The organism is Candidatus Pelagibacter sp. HIMB1611, assembly GCF_052047715.1.
In the GTDB taxonomy this organism is placed as follows: domain Bacteria; phylum Pseudomonadota; class Alphaproteobacteria; order Pelagibacterales; family Pelagibacteraceae; genus Pelagibacter.
The window spans coordinates 315,530-331,105 of record NZ_JBNAJM010000001.1 but is presented as its reverse complement, the minus strand read 5'-3'; the positions used below and the strand labels follow the sequence as shown (position 1 = coordinate 331,105).

Annotated in this window: 23 protein-coding genes; 10 read left to right on the top strand and 13 right to left on the bottom strand. The window is 30.3% G+C overall.

Translation table 11 applies throughout. The features are described 5' to 3' along the window. Positions 1-20 precede the first annotated feature (20 nt). Positions 21-1,001, bottom strand: a complete 981-nt coding sequence (locus ACTTAS_RS01785; protein WP_440634503.1) for a tripartite tricarboxylate transporter substrate binding protein — start codon at positions 999-1,001, stop codon at positions 21-23. An 80-nt stretch (positions 1,002-1,081) separates the two neighbouring features. Here ACTTAS_RS01785 and ACTTAS_RS01780 point away from each other — a divergent pair, with 80 nt between their 5' ends. Then, positions 1,082-2,155, top strand: coding sequence for an AbrB family transcriptional regulator (locus tag ACTTAS_RS01780; RefSeq protein WP_440678127.1), 1,074 nt, complete (start codon positions 1,082-1,084; stop codon positions 2,153-2,155). Here ACTTAS_RS01780 and ACTTAS_RS01775 read toward each other — a convergent pair. Continuing rightward, positions 2,145-3,086, bottom strand: coding sequence for a glycosyltransferase family 9 protein (locus ACTTAS_RS01775; RefSeq protein WP_440678126.1), 942 nt, complete (start codon positions 3,084-3,086; stop codon positions 2,145-2,147). The two genes, ACTTAS_RS01780 and ACTTAS_RS01775, sit on opposite strands and share 11 nt — an antisense overlap. Positions 3,087-3,118: 32 nt before the next feature. Here ACTTAS_RS01775 and ACTTAS_RS01770 point away from each other — a divergent pair, with 32 nt between their 5' ends. Beyond that, positions 3,119-3,508, top strand: a complete 390-nt coding sequence (locus ACTTAS_RS01770) for a DUF6165 family protein (RefSeq protein WP_440678125.1) — start codon at positions 3,119-3,121, stop codon at positions 3,506-3,508. On the opposite strand, the gene ACTTAS_RS01765 is transcribed toward ACTTAS_RS01770, so the two are convergent. Genes ACTTAS_RS01765 through ACTTAS_RS01730 form a run of 8 tightly spaced genes read right to left on the bottom strand, consistent with a single transcriptional unit; the run spans position 3,498 to position 10,222 of the window. Next, a complete protein-coding gene (locus ACTTAS_RS01765; protein WP_440678123.1) occupies positions 3,498-4,286 on the bottom strand; it encodes a phytanoyl-CoA dioxygenase family protein in 789 nt (262 codons plus the stop codon). The genes ACTTAS_RS01770 and ACTTAS_RS01765 overlap by 11 nt on opposite strands. Before the next feature lies 1 nt (position 4,287). Next, positions 4,288-4,965, bottom strand: coding sequence for an ABC transporter permease (locus ACTTAS_RS01760; protein WP_440678122.1), 678 nt, complete (start codon positions 4,963-4,965; stop codon positions 4,288-4,290). After that, positions 4,965-5,657, bottom strand: a complete 693-nt coding sequence (locus tag ACTTAS_RS01755; RefSeq protein WP_428079890.1) for an ABC transporter permease — start codon at positions 5,655-5,657, stop codon at positions 4,965-4,967. Before ACTTAS_RS01755 ends, ACTTAS_RS01760 begins: the two co-directional genes overlap by 1 nt. 44 nt (positions 5,658-5,701) lie before the next feature. Next, positions 5,702-6,553 (bottom strand): transporter substrate-binding domain-containing protein, encoded by an 852-nt coding sequence (locus ACTTAS_RS01750; protein WP_262589018.1) that lies wholly within the window; start codon positions 6,551-6,553, stop codon positions 5,702-5,704. 57 nt (positions 6,554-6,610) lie between these two features. Next, positions 6,611-7,651 carry an adenosylmethionine decarboxylase gene (speD, locus tag ACTTAS_RS01745; protein ID WP_440677020.1) on the bottom strand — a complete coding sequence of 347 codons (1,041 nt, stop codon included), beginning with the start codon at positions 7,649-7,651 and terminating at the stop codon, positions 6,611-6,613. Further along, a complete protein-coding gene (locus ACTTAS_RS01740; RefSeq protein WP_440678121.1) occupies positions 7,651-8,286 on the bottom strand; it encodes a class II aldolase/adducin family protein in 636 nt (211 codons plus the stop codon). The genes speD and ACTTAS_RS01740 overlap by 1 nt, the downstream gene beginning before the upstream one ends. Further along, positions 8,283-9,353 (bottom strand): S-methyl-5-thioribose-1-phosphate isomerase, encoded by a 1,071-nt coding sequence (mtnA, locus tag ACTTAS_RS01735; protein WP_440678120.1) that lies wholly within the window; start codon positions 9,351-9,353, stop codon positions 8,283-8,285. The genes ACTTAS_RS01740 and mtnA overlap by 4 nt, the downstream gene beginning before the upstream one ends. Next, positions 9,350-10,222: an S-methyl-5'-thioadenosine phosphorylase gene (locus ACTTAS_RS01730; RefSeq protein ID WP_262589014.1), complete on the bottom strand. Its 873-nt coding sequence runs from the start codon at positions 10,220-10,222 to the stop codon at positions 9,350-9,352. Before ACTTAS_RS01730 ends, mtnA begins: the two co-directional genes overlap by 4 nt. A 33-nt stretch (positions 10,223-10,255) precedes the next feature. Between ACTTAS_RS01730 and ACTTAS_RS01725 the strand changes: the two genes are divergently transcribed. Next, complete coding sequence (locus tag ACTTAS_RS01725; protein ID WP_440618283.1) at positions 10,256-10,783, top strand: adenine phosphoribosyltransferase; 528 nt, start codon at positions 10,256-10,258, stop codon at positions 10,781-10,783. A gap of 448 nt (positions 10,784-11,231) precedes the next feature. Here the strand turns inward: ACTTAS_RS01725 and ACTTAS_RS01720 are convergent, their stop codons facing one another. Then, on the bottom strand, positions 11,232-12,092 hold the full coding sequence (locus ACTTAS_RS01720; protein WP_440678119.1) for a hypothetical protein: 861 nt from the start codon (positions 12,090-12,092) through the stop codon (positions 11,232-11,234). Positions 12,093-12,606: 514 nt separating this feature from the next. Between ACTTAS_RS01720 and ACTTAS_RS01715 the strand changes: the two genes are divergently transcribed. From ACTTAS_RS01715 to ACTTAS_RS01685, 7 genes are all read left to right on the top strand, one after another. Continuing rightward, positions 12,607-12,774, top strand: coding sequence for a hypothetical protein (locus ACTTAS_RS01715; protein ID WP_440678118.1), 168 nt, complete (start codon positions 12,607-12,609; stop codon positions 12,772-12,774). Continuing rightward, positions 12,771-13,382, top strand: a complete 612-nt coding sequence (locus ACTTAS_RS01710) for a hypothetical protein (protein ID WP_440678117.1) — start codon at positions 12,771-12,773, stop codon at positions 13,380-13,382. Before ACTTAS_RS01715 ends, ACTTAS_RS01710 begins: the two co-directional genes overlap by 4 nt. Before the next feature lie 74 nt (positions 13,383-13,456). Continuing rightward, entirely contained in the window at positions 13,457-13,903 is a 447-nt protein-coding gene (locus ACTTAS_RS01705) for a hypothetical protein (protein ID WP_440678116.1), read from the top strand. Between the two features lie 48 nt (positions 13,904-13,951). Then, positions 13,952-14,161: a hypothetical protein gene (locus ACTTAS_RS01700; protein WP_440678115.1), complete on the top strand. Its 210-nt coding sequence runs from the start codon at positions 13,952-13,954 to the stop codon at positions 14,159-14,161. A gap of 32 nt (positions 14,162-14,193) precedes the next feature. Continuing rightward, positions 14,194-14,547 carry a hypothetical protein gene (locus tag ACTTAS_RS01695; protein ID WP_440678114.1) on the top strand — a complete coding sequence of 118 codons (354 nt, stop codon included), beginning with the start codon at positions 14,194-14,196 and terminating at the stop codon, positions 14,545-14,547. Further along, a complete protein-coding gene (locus ACTTAS_RS01690) occupies positions 14,548-14,874 on the top strand; it encodes a hypothetical protein (RefSeq protein ID WP_440678113.1) in 327 nt (108 codons plus the stop codon). It abuts the gene before it with no gap. Beyond that, positions 14,871-15,140 (top strand): hypothetical protein, encoded by a 270-nt coding sequence (locus tag ACTTAS_RS01685; RefSeq protein ID WP_440678112.1) that lies wholly within the window; start codon positions 14,871-14,873, stop codon positions 15,138-15,140. Before ACTTAS_RS01690 ends, ACTTAS_RS01685 begins: the two co-directional genes overlap by 4 nt. Before the next feature lie 48 nt (positions 15,141-15,188). Here the strand turns inward: ACTTAS_RS01685 and ACTTAS_RS01680 are convergent, their stop codons facing one another. Beyond that, positions 15,189-15,359 carry a hypothetical protein gene (locus ACTTAS_RS01680; RefSeq protein WP_440678111.1) on the bottom strand — a complete coding sequence of 57 codons (171 nt, stop codon included), beginning with the start codon at positions 15,357-15,359 and terminating at the stop codon, positions 15,189-15,191. Then, entirely contained in the window at positions 15,346-15,492 is a 147-nt protein-coding gene (locus ACTTAS_RS01675; protein ID WP_440678110.1) for a hypothetical protein, read from the bottom strand. Before ACTTAS_RS01675 ends, ACTTAS_RS01680 begins: the two co-directional genes overlap by 14 nt. Between the last annotated feature and the right edge of the window lie 84 nt (positions 15,493-15,576).

Genomic DNA, 15,576 nt, shown 5'->3' with positions numbered 1-15,576 from the left:
TTTTTATTTCTAACCAAAGGTTAGATAACTCCTAGTTTTTTCATAAGAGCTGTCATTTCTTCAGTTTGCTTTTCTAAGAAAGATACAAACTTACCTTCAGGGTTATAAATATTTACCCATGCATTTCTTGCTCTTACTGTTTCCCATTCAGGAGTTTTTTGTACATCGCCAAGCATTTTTGCAATTGCAGCTTTATCAGAATTGCTCATACCTGGAGGGCCAAAGAAACCTCTCCAGTTAACGAATTGTACATCGTAACCCTGTTCTTTAAGAGTTGGTGCATCTGGTGCATCAGAAACTCTTGAAGGAGCAGTAATACCAATAATTGTTACTTGATCTCTTGCACCCATCAATTCACCTAAACCAGTTGAAATGATTTGAGTTTCTCCAGATAAAAGTCCTGCTAAAGCTTTTCCACCAGCATCATAAGGAATGTATGCAACAGCATTTGGATCTGCACCTGCAGCTTGGAATGCTAAAGCACCAATTAAATGGTCCATACTTCCTCTTACTGATCCACCAGCCATTTTAATTGAGCTTGGATCTTTTTTGTATGCATCAACTACATCTTTAAAGTTTTTGTAAGGTGAGTTTTTTGCAACTGCAATAGCACCGTAGTCACCAATAACACCTGCAATCGGCACAACATCTTTATAAGATAAAGTTCCACTACCTTTTACGTAACCTTCGTGTCTAGTAATAGATCTTAATACTAATGGTGTAGATTGAACTAAAACTGTGTTAGCAGGTTTAGTGTTAATCATGTAAGCAAGTGCTTTACCACCACCACCACCTGACATATTTTCAAATGATGCGCTTTTTAACATACCAGCTTTTGTTAAAGCTTCTCCAGTACCTCTAGCAGTTCCATCCCAACCACCACCAGCACCACCACCAATTACAAAGTGCAATTTATCAATTGCTACTGAGCTAGTAGTTGTTGCTGAGAATAGTAAGATTGCTGAGAATAATACTGAAAATAATTTTTTAAAATTACTCATAATACCTCTCTTCTTGTTTATTAATTAAATTATATTAAACATTTAATATAAAGTAGTGTCAATCATATAGAAATTTAAAGATGAATTCATCAATACAGAAAATTAAAGAAAATTTGTCTCATTTATTTACATTAAAGTTTATAACTGTTTTTTTGATAAGTGTACCAAGTGCAATAATTGCAGAACAATTCAATATTCCTCTTGCTTGGTTTTTAGGACCAATGATTATCACATCAATTGCTGCGTTATCTGGTCTTAAAATTATAATGCCTAAAATTGTATTAAGCTTCATCTTAATAATTTTAGGTTTGCACATTGGAAACTACATTGATGAAAATCTATTTAATCAAATGTTTGATTGGATTTGGACTTCGCTAATTATGCTAATCTACATAATAATTTGTATTTTAGTTGTTGCTAAATACCTCCAAAAATTTGCTAGTTATGGAGAAAAAGCTTCCATCTTTTCGGCAGCTCCAGGTGCGCTGGGTCCTTTAATGATTTTAGCTGAAAATGAAAAAACAGATTTATCTCAAGTTGCAACCTCTCACTTAATTAGATTAATCATCATAATAACCGTTATTCCATTTATTATAGTTAATAATACTGACAACGATATTTTGTTAAATGATGACTTCAATTATTTAGCTCAAAATCATTTAAATTTAATTTTACTTATTGTTGCATCTTTATTTTTTATTTTTGTTTTTGATAAAATTAGAATTCCTGCTGCTTTACTATCTGGAACATTATTTGCGAGTGGTTTATTACAAATTACAGATATAGCCTCATATAAATTGCCAGATGAAACGGTAAATTTTTGTCTGCTAATTCTTGGCTCTTCTGTCGGATGTAGGTTTGCTGAAAAAACTGTTAAAGAGATAGCCAATAATTCTCTTCATAGTATTGTAGCTACCACTATTTTGGTAGTATTAGGTTTGGTTGCAGCCTATGTTGCGACATTCTTTGTTGATACGAATATTTTAACTTTAATATTATCTTTTAGTCCTGGTGGAATTTATGAAGTGGCAGTTATAGCAATAGCTTTTGATTTAGACCCAGACTTTGTTGCTTTCCATCATATTATCAGATTACTTTTTATTCTTTTTACAGTTCCTCTATTTTTAAGATTTCTGGAAAGTGTTAAGAGATGATTTCAGCAAGTCTCTCGAAAACTTTTTCTGCAGATAGTTTAGATAATTCGGGAGCTTGTATTGCTTTAAAGTTGTCTCTTTCAATACTCACTTTAAATGGAGTAGTGTGAGAACCAAATAAAGCAATTCCTTTTGATCCTAAGTGTGCGGTTATATGAGCGGGTCCAGTATCATTAGCGACCACAAACAAGCTATCTTTAATTAATCCAGATAATTGTGAAATATTTAAAGCTTTTCCGTTATCTAAAACACATAAAGCGTTTATATTTTTTGCATCTTTAATTTCATCTGGTCCAGGTGCAGTAACCACTTTAAATTTATTTTCGAATTTTTCATTAATCATATTTATTAGGTCTTTATAGTAAGGCCATTTCTTTGAAGTTAAATGAGGTGAACAAAAAGGAAAAAGTATTATGTATTTATCAAGTTCGTAATTATTTTTTATTTCTGAAATATCAACTGTACTCCATGAAAAGTCTGGTTTCATTGTATGATTGGTATTAATTCCTGAAGATTTTAACTGATGGTCAAATCTTGAAAGAACAGAATCTTTATCAAAATCTTTTTTGGTTGTTCCTTCTGGTAGAGTTGTTTCTGTTGAACTCCAAATGGTTTTGTCAGCTTTGGGAAATAATATATTTTTGTAAAATGATGTTCTGCTAGAATTTTGAAGATCATAAACTTTTGAGAAATTATATTTTTTAATCTCTCTCATTAATAAATATAAATAAATTAAGTTAATCTTTGATAATCTCTTATCTAGAATAACATTTGAAATATGTGGGTTTTTTTTAAATAGGTCAAAATAAGGTTTGGTTGTTAATAAATGAATTTGATCTCCTTTATGATTTTCAGAAATATCTTGTATTGCCCCACATGCTTGAGCTATATCGCCTAAAGATCCATGTTTAATAATTAAAATATTAGACATATTTCTAACAACTTAACATAGTATAAAGTTTTATGAATAAAATTATAGTCGAGGTTTCTGTTGGTGAACTTTTAGACAAGATTTCAATATTAGAAATCAAACAAGATAAAATTAAAGACCCAGAAAAATTAAGTTTTATAAACAACGAGCACTCTATTCTTAAAAATCAGTTAGAAAAAAATGTTAAGTCTGATGAGAAACTTGAAAAATTATTTCAAGACTTAAAAGATATAAATGCCAAACTTTGGGTTATTGAAGATGATAAAAGAGATTGTGAAAAAAATAAAGATTTTGGAGAAAAATTCATAAAACTTTCTAGAGATGTACATTTTTTAAATGATGATCGTGCAAAAATAAAACTAGAAATGAATAACCATACTGGTTCAGTTATTAAAGAGATTAAAGAGTATACTAGTTACTAAAAACTTTTGGAAACCAATCCTCTCTCATCTGATCTCCTGATTTTAAATTAATTCCATCGAATGGTGGTGATGTTGGACCACCTCTTTCAACAAAAGTAACATCATCGCCTATAAATCTCATAGAGAATGCTCTACGAGATTGAGAACTTTGATTTCCTGTGGAACCATGAACAGTTTTAAAATTAAACAAAACTGCATCACCTAATTTTAGGTCGGGAACTAATACGTGTTCTTCAAATTCTTCTTTTTTTGGAAGACTCATAAAAGAACTATCATCTTTGTACCAAGGTTGATCGTTAGACCATTTAGTAGGTCTTAAAAGTTTTTGCCATTTATGTGATTTTAAAATTAATTTAAGGTTATTTTCTTTATTTACTTCATCTAATGGTATCCAAAAACTGCCTGTATCATTTCCATCAACACAGTAATAAGGCATATCTTGATGCCAAGGTGTTTCTTTGTTTGTTCCTGGGTCTTTAATAAAAAGATGATCATGAAAAATCTTTATAGATTTTGAATTTGTAGCCTCAGCAACTATTTGAGCTGCAGGAGAATTAAACATACAATCTTTAAATTCTTTTATTCTTTCCCAATTGCAATAGTCCTCAAAAAACCTTCCTTCATTTTCAGTTGCATTTTCTCTTCCATGTTGACTTGGGTTGTCTAAAACTTTTTGAAAACCTATTCTTAGTGGTTCAATCCAATCTTTAAATGCATCTTTAATTATTATTGCACCAAGATTTTGATAATCATCAATCTGTTTTTGAGATAGATACATTTTATTGTTGGAAACTATATTTTTTTTCTAAATACTTAATCACATTATGAATAACGAAAGTCATAAACAAATATATTCCACCAGCTACAATAAATACTTCTATAGGCTTAAATGTTGTTGATATGATGTATTTTGCAACACCAGTTAAATCCATTAAAGTTACTGTGCTTGCTAATGAAGTTCCTTTCATCATCAAAATTATTTCATTTCCATATGCAGGAAGAGATTGTCTAATCGCAATAGGTATTTGAATTTTATAAAATATAATTTTATTTGAAATACCTAAACTTTTTCCAGCTTCAATAATTCCAGGTTTTATAGTTTGAAATGCAGATCTTAATATCTCTGAGGTATAAGCACCTGTATTTAATGTAAAAGCAATAATTGCACACCAATAAGGTTCTTTTAAAACAACCCATAGAACTGTTGATCTTAAATATTCAATTTGTCCAAGACCAAAATAAATTATAAAAATTTGAACTAATAAAGGAGTACCCCTAAAAACATAGGAATATCCATAAGCAAATTTATTAATAAATATATTTTTATTTAATCTTAAAATTGCAAAAAATAATCCAAGAAATAATCCGAAGAATAAGGACGCTGACAAAAGTTTTAATGTAATTACAGTTGCTCCTAAAAGTTTTGGAAAACTAGAGATCATTAAATCAAAATCCATTAATAACCCCTACTATATTTGACTTCTAATTTATTAATTAACTTCATGCTTATGTAAGTGAGCAATAAATATAAAACTGCTGCAAAAGAGTAAAAAAATAATGGATCTCTTGTAGATCCTGCAGCAATATAAGATTGTCTCATGATTTCGACCAAACCAGTTACTGATATTAAAGAAGTATCCTTTAAAGTAATTTGCCAAACATTACTTAAATTTGGAATTGCCAGTCTTAACATTTGAGGAAGAATAATTTTATAGAATTGACCAAACTTGTTTATTCCTAAAACTTTAGCAGCTTCGAACTGCCCTTTATCAATAGACTGAATGGCTCCTCTAAAAACTTCTGTTGAGTAAGCTCCTGAAATTATACCAATAGCAACTGCACCAGTAATGAACGCATTGATTTCTATATATTCGTAATAACCAAATATTGATGCAACATACATTATTGCACCACTTCCTCCAAAAAATAATAAATAAATTACTAATAGTTCAGGAACACCTCTTATTACTGTGGTGTAAAAATTACCTACAAAGTTTAGTGTTTTATATTTTGAAAGTTTAAGTGGAGTAAAAATTAAAGCAAAAAGAAAACCAACCAACATTGCTGTAACAGATACAGCAACAGTCATTAAGGTTGCGTAAAATAACTCATCCCCCCAACCTGTTTTTCCAAATGCAAGTAGTTCCATATAGACTGGCGACTATATATTATAGTCGCCAAATCCAAAATTAATTACATAGAAGCGTCGAAACCAAAATGTTTAATTGCAAGTTTGCTAATTATTCCTTGTTTTCTAGCTTTGTTAATTGCTTTATTGAAATCTTTTAAGATTTTAGCGTCTCTTTTTCCAATAGCACTATCACTAGCTTGTCTAATTCCAACTCCAACACCATTTCCAAATGCACCACCTGAAAAAGTTGGACCAACTAAAACAACTGGCTTACCAGATTTGTCAGCATAATCTGTAAACGCTACAGCTGCAGCGAGTGCAACATCACATCTTCCAGAAGTTAAATCTAAGTTTACCTCGTCTTGAGTTTTGTAAGTTCTAACATTCACACTCCCAACATCACCAGACTCTAGAAAGTTTTGGTGAATTGTTCCTGTTTGCGTACAGACTGTTTTTCCAGCAAGAGCATCTGTTAGAGTTTTAAGTGCTTTTTTAACACTTGAACCACCTAAAGATAAGTTGATACCTTCTGGTGTGTCCATACCTTCTAAGCTTGAACCTTTCATTACAGCAAGAGATGCAACTTCATCAGCATAACCTTGTGAGAAAGTAATTGTTTTCTTTCTCTCGTCAGTGATTGACATCCCGGCCATGATTGCATCAAATTTTCTCATTACTAATGCAGGTATCATACCATCCCAATCTTGCTCAACGATTGTGCACTCATACTTCATAATTTTACAAAGTTCTTGAGCTAGCTCAACCTCAAACCCAATTAAATTGCCAGAAGCATCTTTTGAATTCCATGGAGGATAAGCACCTTCAGTTCCAATTTTAATTTTCTCAGCAGAAACATTTCCGATGATTAAAAAAGAAGCTAGAACTGTTAAAATAGTTTTTTTGAATATATTCATATTTTCTCCTTTAATTGGAATAATTATTTCACAATTTTTAGAAAGAAAAAAGAAAAATTAATGATTTATTGAGGATGAAAAATTCCAAGCACAATCAAAACTTGGTATGTAAACTCTAGATAATTTGGCATTACCAAAATTTTGATTAAAAACATTTAACCAACTATCAACTTGTTTAGGTTTTTTATCCTGACTTCCAACTTGAGCTGTTATCACCCCTTTTGGTTTTAATATTCTCACCAGAGAGTCCATATTTCTTGCTGCTAGGTCTATACAAAACTGATCATCATTAAGATCAACAAAAATATGATCGTAAGTATCATCAGCTACTGATTTAATACTTTCAAATGCATCTCCCCATACACATTTGACTGAATTTTTTTCTGTAGCTTTTTTTCCAATATCACCAAGATGTTTATTGCAAACATCCACAACTTCTGGATCTAACTCATACCAATCGATAAAATTAAAATTTTTAGAAATACATTCTCTTGCAACTCCACCATCTCCACCTCCGATGATAGCTGCTCTTTCATTATCTTTGTTTAGATTTAAACCTGAACCAACAAATGTTGAGCTATATAAATGTTCATCAGTTGCAGCAACTTGAATTTCACCATCTATAAACAATGATTTTCCAAACTGCTCAAGATCTAAAATTTCAATATGTTGACCAACTTTAGATTTAAAATCCTCCAAAACATCATTTACTACATAAGATTTTTGTAAACCTGGAGAACTATAAATGTCATGATAAAGTGATTTTGTATCTCTATTAAATTCTTTTTTAACAATTCTTGTATGTTCAAACTCCTTTTTGATTATATCAATTGCAACTGATGGACTTACTTTGCCACAAGTAAAAAAATCAAAACTAATAATTCCTTTTTCAGGAAATGTATGAAAGCTGATATGACTTTCAGCAAGAAGAGCTAATATTGTGAAACCTTGAGGTTCAAATTTATATTTAGAAATATTTAATATTGATACTTTTGCAGCTTTTGCAATTTCATGAATTACTTTTTCGTAAACAGAAGGATCATATTCTTTTGTAGTTCCAATGATGTCTAGAGTTATATGTTCTCCAACTTTTGTCATTAGCTATCCTTTTTGTAGTTTTTAGCTTTGGATAAAACTCTATTCATTTCTGCTATAGAAAGAATTTTAGGCTTACCCAATTTCAGGCTCGTTATATACTGAAGCGATATATTTTCAACCTCTTCAGCTAACTCAAAAGCTTTTGGTAAATTATCTTCAAATGCAATCTGACCGTGATTTGCAATTAAACAGGCTTTTCTACCTTTTAGAGCTCTTAAAATATTTTTAGATAATTCTCTCGTTCCAAAGGTTGCATATTTTGCACATTTAATGTCATATCCACCAGCCATTGCAACCATGTAATGAAAAGAAGGGATTCCTTTATTATGAGTAGATACAGCAGTTGCATTTGTTGAATGAGCATGAACAATCGCTTTAGCTTCTTTTTTATTTTTATAAATATCTTGATGAAATTTCCATTCTGAGGAAGGAATACCTTTTTTCTTGTCAAACTTACCCTCTAATGTAACGAAAACTATATCTTTATTTTTTAAAGTTGAGTATTTTTTTCCAGACGGAGTAATTAGAAAACCATTTTTATACCTTACTGAGATATTTCCAGATCTTAAAGCTGATAATTTTTTTGTATTCAACATTTTTGAATATTGAATAATTTCAGAACTTAAATTTTTCATTTGAATAAGTTTTTTAGTCCAACGGTGGAAGCTTCACATACTCCTCTCTCGGTAATTAATCCACTTACATATTTTGCAGGAGTTACATCAAAAGCTAAATTCATTGCCTTGCTTTGTTTTGGATAGATCAAAACTTTCTTAACTTGATTGTTTTCATCAACGCCCTCAACATGAGATAATTCCTCAGAATTTCTTTCCTCAATAGGAATGTCTTTTGCATCTTTGATATTCCAATCAATTGTTGAACTTGGAAGCGCAACATAAAAAGGGACTTTGTTATCATGTGCGGCTAAAGCTTTTAGATAAGTTCCAATTTTATTACACACATCTCCATTGGATAAGGTTCTATCTGTTCCAACAATACACATGTCAACTTCGCCTCTTTGCATTAAAATACCACCAGTATTATCAGCAATAATTGTATTTGGAATTTCTTCCTCATTTAACTCATATGAAGTTAAATTTGCACCTTGGTTTCTTGGTCTTGTTTCATCTACCCAGACATGAACTGGAAGTCCTTTTTTATGAGCATGATAAATCGGTGAAGTTGCTGTTCCCCAATTAATAGTTGCTAACCAACCTGCATTGCAATGAGTTAAAATATTTACTGTACTTTTTTTCTTATTGTAAATTTCTTCAATTATTCTTAATCCATTAATACCTATATTCTCACAAAATTTTTCATCCTCATCACAAATTTCTTTAGCTTCTTTTAAAGCTACATCTAAAATTTGATTACTATTGATGCCAGATAATTTTTTCATCATACGATCAACTGCCCATTTTAAGTTTATCGCAGTAGGTCTTGATTTAATTAATTCTTCTGAACATTTGCTTATAAATTCTTGAGAGTTGTTCTCATGAATAGCTAAAACTATTCCGTAAGCAGCTGTTGCCCCAATTAAAGGAGCACCTCTAACTTCCATAACTTTGATTGCATTTATTGCATCTTTAACTGATTTAAGATTTTTTATTATAAATTGATGTGGAAGCTTTGTTTGATCAATTATTTTTACTATCTTATCCTCGCACCATATTGTACGATATTCTTTTCCTTGAATTCTCATTTAATCAAAACTCTACCTGCAACAGTTTTTAACTTGTGTATTGTTTTTTGGGTTCGTTTTTCCGGAGCAGTAATGATAGCCACATCTAAGCAATTATTAGTTGGATCATTTGGATCTATATGGCTTTCAAAATTATCAATTAAATTTTTAATCATCACTTTTGCTTTTTCAGCATTTCCTAACAAAACTTTTATTACTTGTTGAACATCAACATTTTCATGATCTGGGTGCCAACAATCAAAATCTGTTACCATTGAAACTGATGCATATCTAATTTCTGCCTCTCTTGCGAGCTTTGCTTCAGGCATATTGGTCATACCAATTACATCAGCTTTCCAAGATCTATATAAATTAGATTCTGCCAATGTTGAAAATTGAGGACCCTCCATAACTACATAAGTTCCATTTCTTTGATATTCTATATTAGATTTTTTAATTGCATCTTCGCATGCATTCATTAATCCATTAGATGTAGGATGTGCCATAGATACATGAGCAACAATTTCATCATCAAAAAAAGTTTTTACTCTTGCAAAAGTTCTATCAATAAATTGATCAATAATAACAAATTTTCCAGGTTGCAACTCTTCTTTCAAAGATCCTACGGCTGAAACTGAAACAATATCAGTAACACCCAACTGTTTTAATGCATCAATATTTGCTTTAAAATTTATATTCGATGGAGAAACAAAATGCCCTCTTCCATGTCTAGGTAAAAAATATACTTCTTTATTTTTATAATTAGTTTTTAATATTTGATCAGATGGTTTGCCCCAGGGTGTATTAATTTCTAATAATTCTCTGTCAGTAAATTCTTCAACATCATAAAGACCACTTCCACCAATTATTGCTAATTTATTTGTTGTCATAATTTAAAATATATTTATTTATAATTGAGTATTATGAATTTAAAAGATCATATTAGATCAATTCCTGATTATCCTAAAAAAGGTATTCTATTTAGGGATATAACTACTCTAATTAAAAACGAGGAAGCTTTTGCTGAAACAATTAATCAAATTATTGAAAGATCTAAAAAATACAAAATTGATAAAATTGCTGCAATAGAATCAAGGGGTTTCGTGTTTGCCTCTGCTGTTTCTTATATACTTAAAAAACCTTTTATAATGTTGAGAAAAAAAAATAAATTACCAGCCGAAGTACATTCTGTAGATTTTGAATTAGAATATGGCACTGCAACTATTGAGGTTCATAAAGATTCTATTTTAAAAGATGAGTCTGTTTTAATTATTGATGACTTAATTGCAACAGGTGGTACCGCTGAAGCTGCTGCTAAATTAGTTGAAATGTGTGATGCAAAAGTAGCTGCATTTGTTTTCGTTATTAATTTATTTGATTTAGGTGGATCAGATAATTTGGTAAATAAAAATTATAAAGTTGAAAATTTAATAGAATTTCCAGGACATTAAATGGTAGCGGGAAGTGGGATCGAACCACTGACCTCGGGCTTATGAGTCCCGCGCTCTAACCAACTGCACCCTATCAACATCTAATATTCTTAATTTAGAACACTATTGTTTAGTTAGGTTACATTAGCTCATCACAGACTCCCTGTCAAAAATTTCTAACTGTCCCTACAGTGTCCCCAGAATTATAGCCAATGACTCTCTATGAGTCTGTATGGACTCTTAATCACTATGTTTTAACTAGGGGGTATATGCGGGGTGAACAGGGGGGCGTAGGTATACTATAGATGCTTATATTTTAAATTAGTAATTCACTCTGTTAACCAGATTATATTCCAAATAAATTCTCACGTTTATCCTAAGAGTGTTAACCATAATAATCTAGTTAACAGTTTTGTTCTGAGTATAGATAGGGGATACTATATACACCCTAAGATATGGCCTAGAGATACTACTTTATTAAAGGTATAGATGTTAACCCAGTATCTTTAATAGCATTATTCATAGTATCTATAATAAAATTACTGTTAGTCTCCTCTACTATGAAAGAATCATGAACACTCAATACAGGTATTAAATAACTGTAACATCTATTAATAATCTTCCTAGCTATTTCACTATCCTGAAACTGAAATCTTAGAGCAATCTGTTTGTAAACATAATCAGCTATCTTAGGGTTCATCTCCTTAAATATATTTAATCTTTTCTCTATTTCTTTTTTTCTTGGCTTGTTGCCTATTAGTTTTCCCTTTTTATATTGTCTCAGTAGTGCAGCATTTAAACTCTCCAAATCACTGCAATTCAAAGCTATCTGAATAATCGCTTTATTTATCTTCCTTTCTGTATCTGGAACTCCTCTTAGCAGGTAAGGATCATCTGAGTAAGTATTTTCCTCAAAATAATTTAATCCTACTTCACTGTAAATTTGGTGAATGATCAGGGAGGAGTAATCGTATTCAACAGTCTTATTGTTATTAATAGTTATAAATTGTCTTAGTTCAGAAGGGACATTAAGCCACCAGGGGCCATAGAACCTGCCACCGTGTTTGAAATCTCCATTAAATATTCTTTGGTAACTCTTGCTTTTGAAATCTATATTCTTCTCATTAAGATAATTTTTGACTTGCTTATTTCTTAACAGCCCTATTTTTTTAGAATACAAATAACTGTTATAAGTTAAGCATTCATCTCTTATTTTACTAGTAAAATCATCATCAGGGTAATCCTTGAGATATTTTTCAGAGTTCTTGAGGATTATAACATCTGAGTCTAATCTAAAAATGTGCTGTCTTGTTATAAAATGTTTACTCATTAAGATTAAAAACTTAGAAGTAGGCCTAATTCTTGAGCGATAACTGAGTTCTTTATCATGTTTAACATAGCGTCCTTTTCTATGTTCAATAAACTCATGCTTTATTAGAAGTGCGATGATCTTTTTAATCTTTCTAATTGAGATCTTGAGAGGGTTGTACCTTTCTATACTCTTATAGAAGTTGTTATCCCTAGAGTAATAAACAAATTCCCCCACTCTATTCAAATGAAAGAGCATTAAGTTAGCTGATATACAGGATAAATGATTAGAGTACTTGTTCCGTTTGTTACCTATCAAGCCTAATTGCTCAGACAGATTATAAAGAAAACTATTGGGATGGGACTTGGTTACTAATGAGAGGTTAATATCGAATTTAATATCATTATCATAATTATAGATTTCTTCAGCCACATTTTAGAAATGGTAACTAAAACCAATAGTTCAATAATAAGGTTAAAATTTTTTTAATATTTCACAATTAGACTCTCTGTTCAGGATTTGGTAATCTTGGATTATGGAAATTTCTGTGATTGAATTCATTGGTTTAATTGCGATAGGTGGTGCAATATTTTGGATTGGATTTCAATTAAGTCCTCCAAATACAAAAGAAATTAAAGTAGATTGGGTTTCTCCAAAAGTAAAAAAACAAAGAGCAAAAAAAAAAAGAAGAAAAATTAAATGAAAAAGTTTCTATCGATCCTTGTTCTTAGTTTGTTGTTTGGGGGGAGTGCTTTTGGTGATTTTCATAAAATACCTGATAAATTTATAATTGAATGTAAATCTACAATATCAAAAAAACATAGGGAAATTTATTACGTTATTGAAAATGGAGAGGTTATAAGAGCTGGTGGCTCAACCTTGTTTAGACCTGTTGAATTCTCATCAGTTTCACTTCATCCAGATAGATCAGGTAATTTACTAATTAAAGGTATATATGAAAAATATGCTGTTTATGTCTTTGATATATATTTAGATCTAACAAAGAAAAACCCTACTGGATATTTTAGCCAAACTATTTACCAAGGTGTAACAGGACACAATCAACTTCATAAATATGATGACGCAGTTCAATATTGGAAAAAACATAACCCACCTTTATTAAGTCAATTTTTAATTTGGGTCGGTGAGTACAGAGCTTTAGCTAGTTTATTTGCTTCGACAGATACTGAAACAGATAGTATTCAAAAATCTATGGATAAAAAATATTTATATACCCCTTTTAAGTACGTACAATTCAGAAGTGGAAAATGTAAATTATTAAAAGAACTACCTAAAGAATTAAGCAATTAGACTTCCTGTTCAGGATTTTAATTCTGCCATTATTGAACCAAAAAATAGACTTTAACTATTTCAATAATTGATATGTGCGATTTGCTATAATTTTATTTCTAATACTATTTTCTCAATCCTCATCTAAAGCAGATCATATTTTAAAAGAAGGAGTGTTTAAAAATGATCCTGTATATCATAATGATAAAAAATTTATCCTTAGCTGTACGTATGGAAAATCTGGAAAATATCATGTGATACTTGATATCAACGGAGATAATGCAAATGTTTATAATATTAACAAAAATGAAGTTTATTATTTTAATGATGTAGAAGTATCAGATCCTAACACTGTATACAAAGGTGGCTATGATTGGAATATATTATCGATAGGTGGTTACATAGCTGTTGAATTAAACTTATTGAGAATTCATTATGGTTATGCTTCAAAAGAAGAAGTGCCTAACGGTAAGGATTTATATGGTCCTTGTAGTGAGATAAATGAGGTTAATACTAAAAATATATCAAAAAGATATAATTAGATACTTCAAGCAAATAGACTCTCTTTTCAGGATTTGGTAATGTTATTCATGGCAAAAAGAAAAATAAAAACTGAAGTCAATAACAAACAAAAAACAACTTTTATCATAATTGGTGCTGTTGCAGGAGTATTTTTAATTTATTCTTTATTCTTATCACCTTACGCACAGTGTGTATCTGGATACAAAAAAATCCATACTGGTTATGAGCAAAATGTTAATGCTAGAGCAAAAATACATTGCAAAGCATTAGGTAAGTAAAAATATATTACCTTAAAAAAGTAAATAGCCAGATGAAGAAACTTAATAGTAAATTGGATGAGTTAATTAAATATTCTACCAGTAATAATAAAGCTCTCCCTATTAAATGGTATGAAATTGAAAAAATACTTCACTTAAATAAATTACCAAAATACTGCTACCATCATTACTGTTGTTATGTTTTAGCTTATGCTCATGCATTTAACTTTGAACAAAAAATTGAAAGATTTCATAAGCAATTACAATACGGAGTATTTTGGTCTCATAATCCAAAAGCATATGAGGAATTAAAAGATTATTTAATAAACTTAAAAAGAGAAGATTGGCTTTATAAATGGCCAGATACTGAAAGCTCGTATACTCCTAGAATAAAATTAAATAGCTAGATGTCTCTTACTTATAAAAACGCTGATCCATTAATCTATGGAGAAGTTAAAAATTTAACGTGTATCACCAAGGTAGATAAGCAACCTCATCATGAAGAACAATACTATTATATATTTTGGGTATCGCATATTAATAAAGTTCATATTTCTGGTGGATTAAATAAAAATGAAGTGATTGAAAGATTTAAAATTTCAGCAGAAGAATTTACTAATAAATTAGAGTTAAACGAATTTGTTTGTAAGATTTGTGGCAAAGAGAGTGATACAGCTTTTTCAAGACTTGCCAAGGAAGGTAAAAAGATCTGCTATAATTGTGAAAATAAATGACGACTAAGAAAAAAAAGAAAACAAAAAAGAGAAAAAATAATCCTAGAAGAGATTATTTAACTTACCAACTTTATTCTCCTTTCGCTGAAGAAAAAACATTTCCATGGGGTAAAGTCATATTATTTTTATTTATTGGATTTATTATAATTGGCATATTAACTGATGATGGTTCAAAAGTTGATGAGTGTCAAAAAGGTATATTTAATTTATTACCCTGCCATTGCTACTTGCCTAATGATCCAAATATACCAAGTGCCTGTTACTAAATTAAAATCTAAGCTAAACTCTTAAACTCTATAAATCTTAAATTTCATTTATTTAAAGGTTTTTTTTTTAATAAAGCTTACAGATATTTCTTTTGTTGTTTGATTTTCTCTATCTTGTCTTTCGTACTCGTCTATTAAGCTTTCAGCAAACATACCTATTTTCTCTCCATTTTTTTGTTTTTGTTTCAAAAGTTCGTATACTTCTTTAATTGTCGCCATTTTTTCCTCCAGATACTTTGTCAATAAATTTCCAACCAGCTTTTTTCATAGCTGTTAAAATTTGCTTTCGAATTTCTTTTCTAGAAGTGTTTGGTTTGATTTTTACAAACCACGCGTTTTTACGGTTGTTCATGTTTCTCCTTTAGCGTTATGTTTAAAGTCCTAGCAAGTAGAGTTTTTCTAAATCAGGACTCCTACAAATATACAATAAAGGTTA

Excerpts from the sequence above, each read along its gene's own strand:
- ACTTAS_RS01785 (WP_440634503.1), bottom strand. The coding sequence starts at position 1,001 with ATGAGTAATTTTAAAAAATTATTTTCAGTATTATTCTCAGCAATCTTA.
- ACTTAS_RS01780 (WP_440678127.1), top strand. The coding sequence starts at position 1,082 with ATGAATTCATCAATACAGAAAATTAAAGAAAATTTGTCTCATTTATTT.
- ACTTAS_RS01775 (WP_440678126.1), bottom strand. The coding sequence starts at position 3,086 with ATGTCTAATATTTTAATTATTAAACATGGATCTTTAGGCGATATAGCT.
- ACTTAS_RS01770 (WP_440678125.1), top strand. The coding sequence starts at position 3,119 with ATGAATAAAATTATAGTCGAGGTTTCTGTTGGTGAACTTTTAGACAAG.
- ACTTAS_RS01765 (WP_440678123.1), bottom strand. The coding sequence starts at position 4,286 with ATGTATCTATCTCAAAAACAGATTGATGATTATCAAAATCTTGGTGCA.
- ACTTAS_RS01760 (WP_440678122.1), bottom strand. The coding sequence starts at position 4,965 with ATGGATTTTGATTTAATGATCTCTAGTTTTCCAAAACTTTTAGGAGCA.
- ACTTAS_RS01755 (WP_428079890.1), bottom strand. The coding sequence starts at position 5,657 with ATGGAACTACTTGCATTTGGAAAAACAGGTTGGGGGGATGAGTTATTT.
- ACTTAS_RS01750 (WP_262589018.1), bottom strand. The coding sequence starts at position 6,553 with ATGAATATATTCAAAAAAACTATTTTAACAGTTCTAGCTTCTTTTTTA.
- speD (WP_440677020.1), bottom strand. The coding sequence starts at position 7,651 with ATGACAAAAGTTGGAGAACATATAACTCTAGACATCATTGGAACTACA.
- ACTTAS_RS01740 (WP_440678121.1), bottom strand. The coding sequence starts at position 8,286 with ATGAAAAATTTAAGTTCTGAAATTATTCAATATTCAAAAATGTTGAAT.
- mtnA (WP_440678120.1), bottom strand. The coding sequence starts at position 9,353 with ATGAGAATTCAAGGAAAAGAATATCGTACAATATGGTGCGAGGATAAG.
- ACTTAS_RS01730 (WP_262589014.1), bottom strand. The coding sequence starts at position 10,222 with ATGACAACAAATAAATTAGCAATAATTGGTGGAAGTGGTCTTTATGAT.
- ACTTAS_RS01725 (WP_440618283.1), top strand. The coding sequence starts at position 10,256 with ATGAATTTAAAAGATCATATTAGATCAATTCCTGATTATCCTAAAAAA.
- ACTTAS_RS01720 (WP_440678119.1), bottom strand. The coding sequence starts at position 12,092 with ATGAGTAAACATTTTATAACAAGACAGCACATTTTTAGATTAGACTCA.
- ACTTAS_RS01715 (WP_440678118.1), top strand. The coding sequence starts at position 12,607 with ATGGAAATTTCTGTGATTGAATTCATTGGTTTAATTGCGATAGGTGGT.
- ACTTAS_RS01710 (WP_440678117.1), top strand. The coding sequence starts at position 12,771 with ATGAAAAAGTTTCTATCGATCCTTGTTCTTAGTTTGTTGTTTGGGGGG.
- ACTTAS_RS01700 (WP_440678115.1), top strand. The coding sequence starts at position 13,952 with ATGGCAAAAAGAAAAATAAAAACTGAAGTCAATAACAAACAAAAAACA.
- ACTTAS_RS01695 (WP_440678114.1), top strand. The coding sequence starts at position 14,194 with ATGAAGAAACTTAATAGTAAATTGGATGAGTTAATTAAATATTCTACC.
- ACTTAS_RS01690 (WP_440678113.1), top strand. The coding sequence starts at position 14,548 with ATGTCTCTTACTTATAAAAACGCTGATCCATTAATCTATGGAGAAGTT.
- ACTTAS_RS01685 (WP_440678112.1), top strand. The coding sequence starts at position 14,871 with ATGACGACTAAGAAAAAAAAGAAAACAAAAAAGAGAAAAAATAATCCT.
- ACTTAS_RS01680 (WP_440678111.1), bottom strand. The coding sequence starts at position 15,359 with ATGGCGACAATTAAAGAAGTATACGAACTTTTGAAACAAAAACAAAAA.
- ACTTAS_RS01675 (WP_440678110.1), bottom strand. The coding sequence starts at position 15,492 with ATGAACAACCGTAAAAACGCGTGGTTTGTAAAAATCAAACCAAACACT.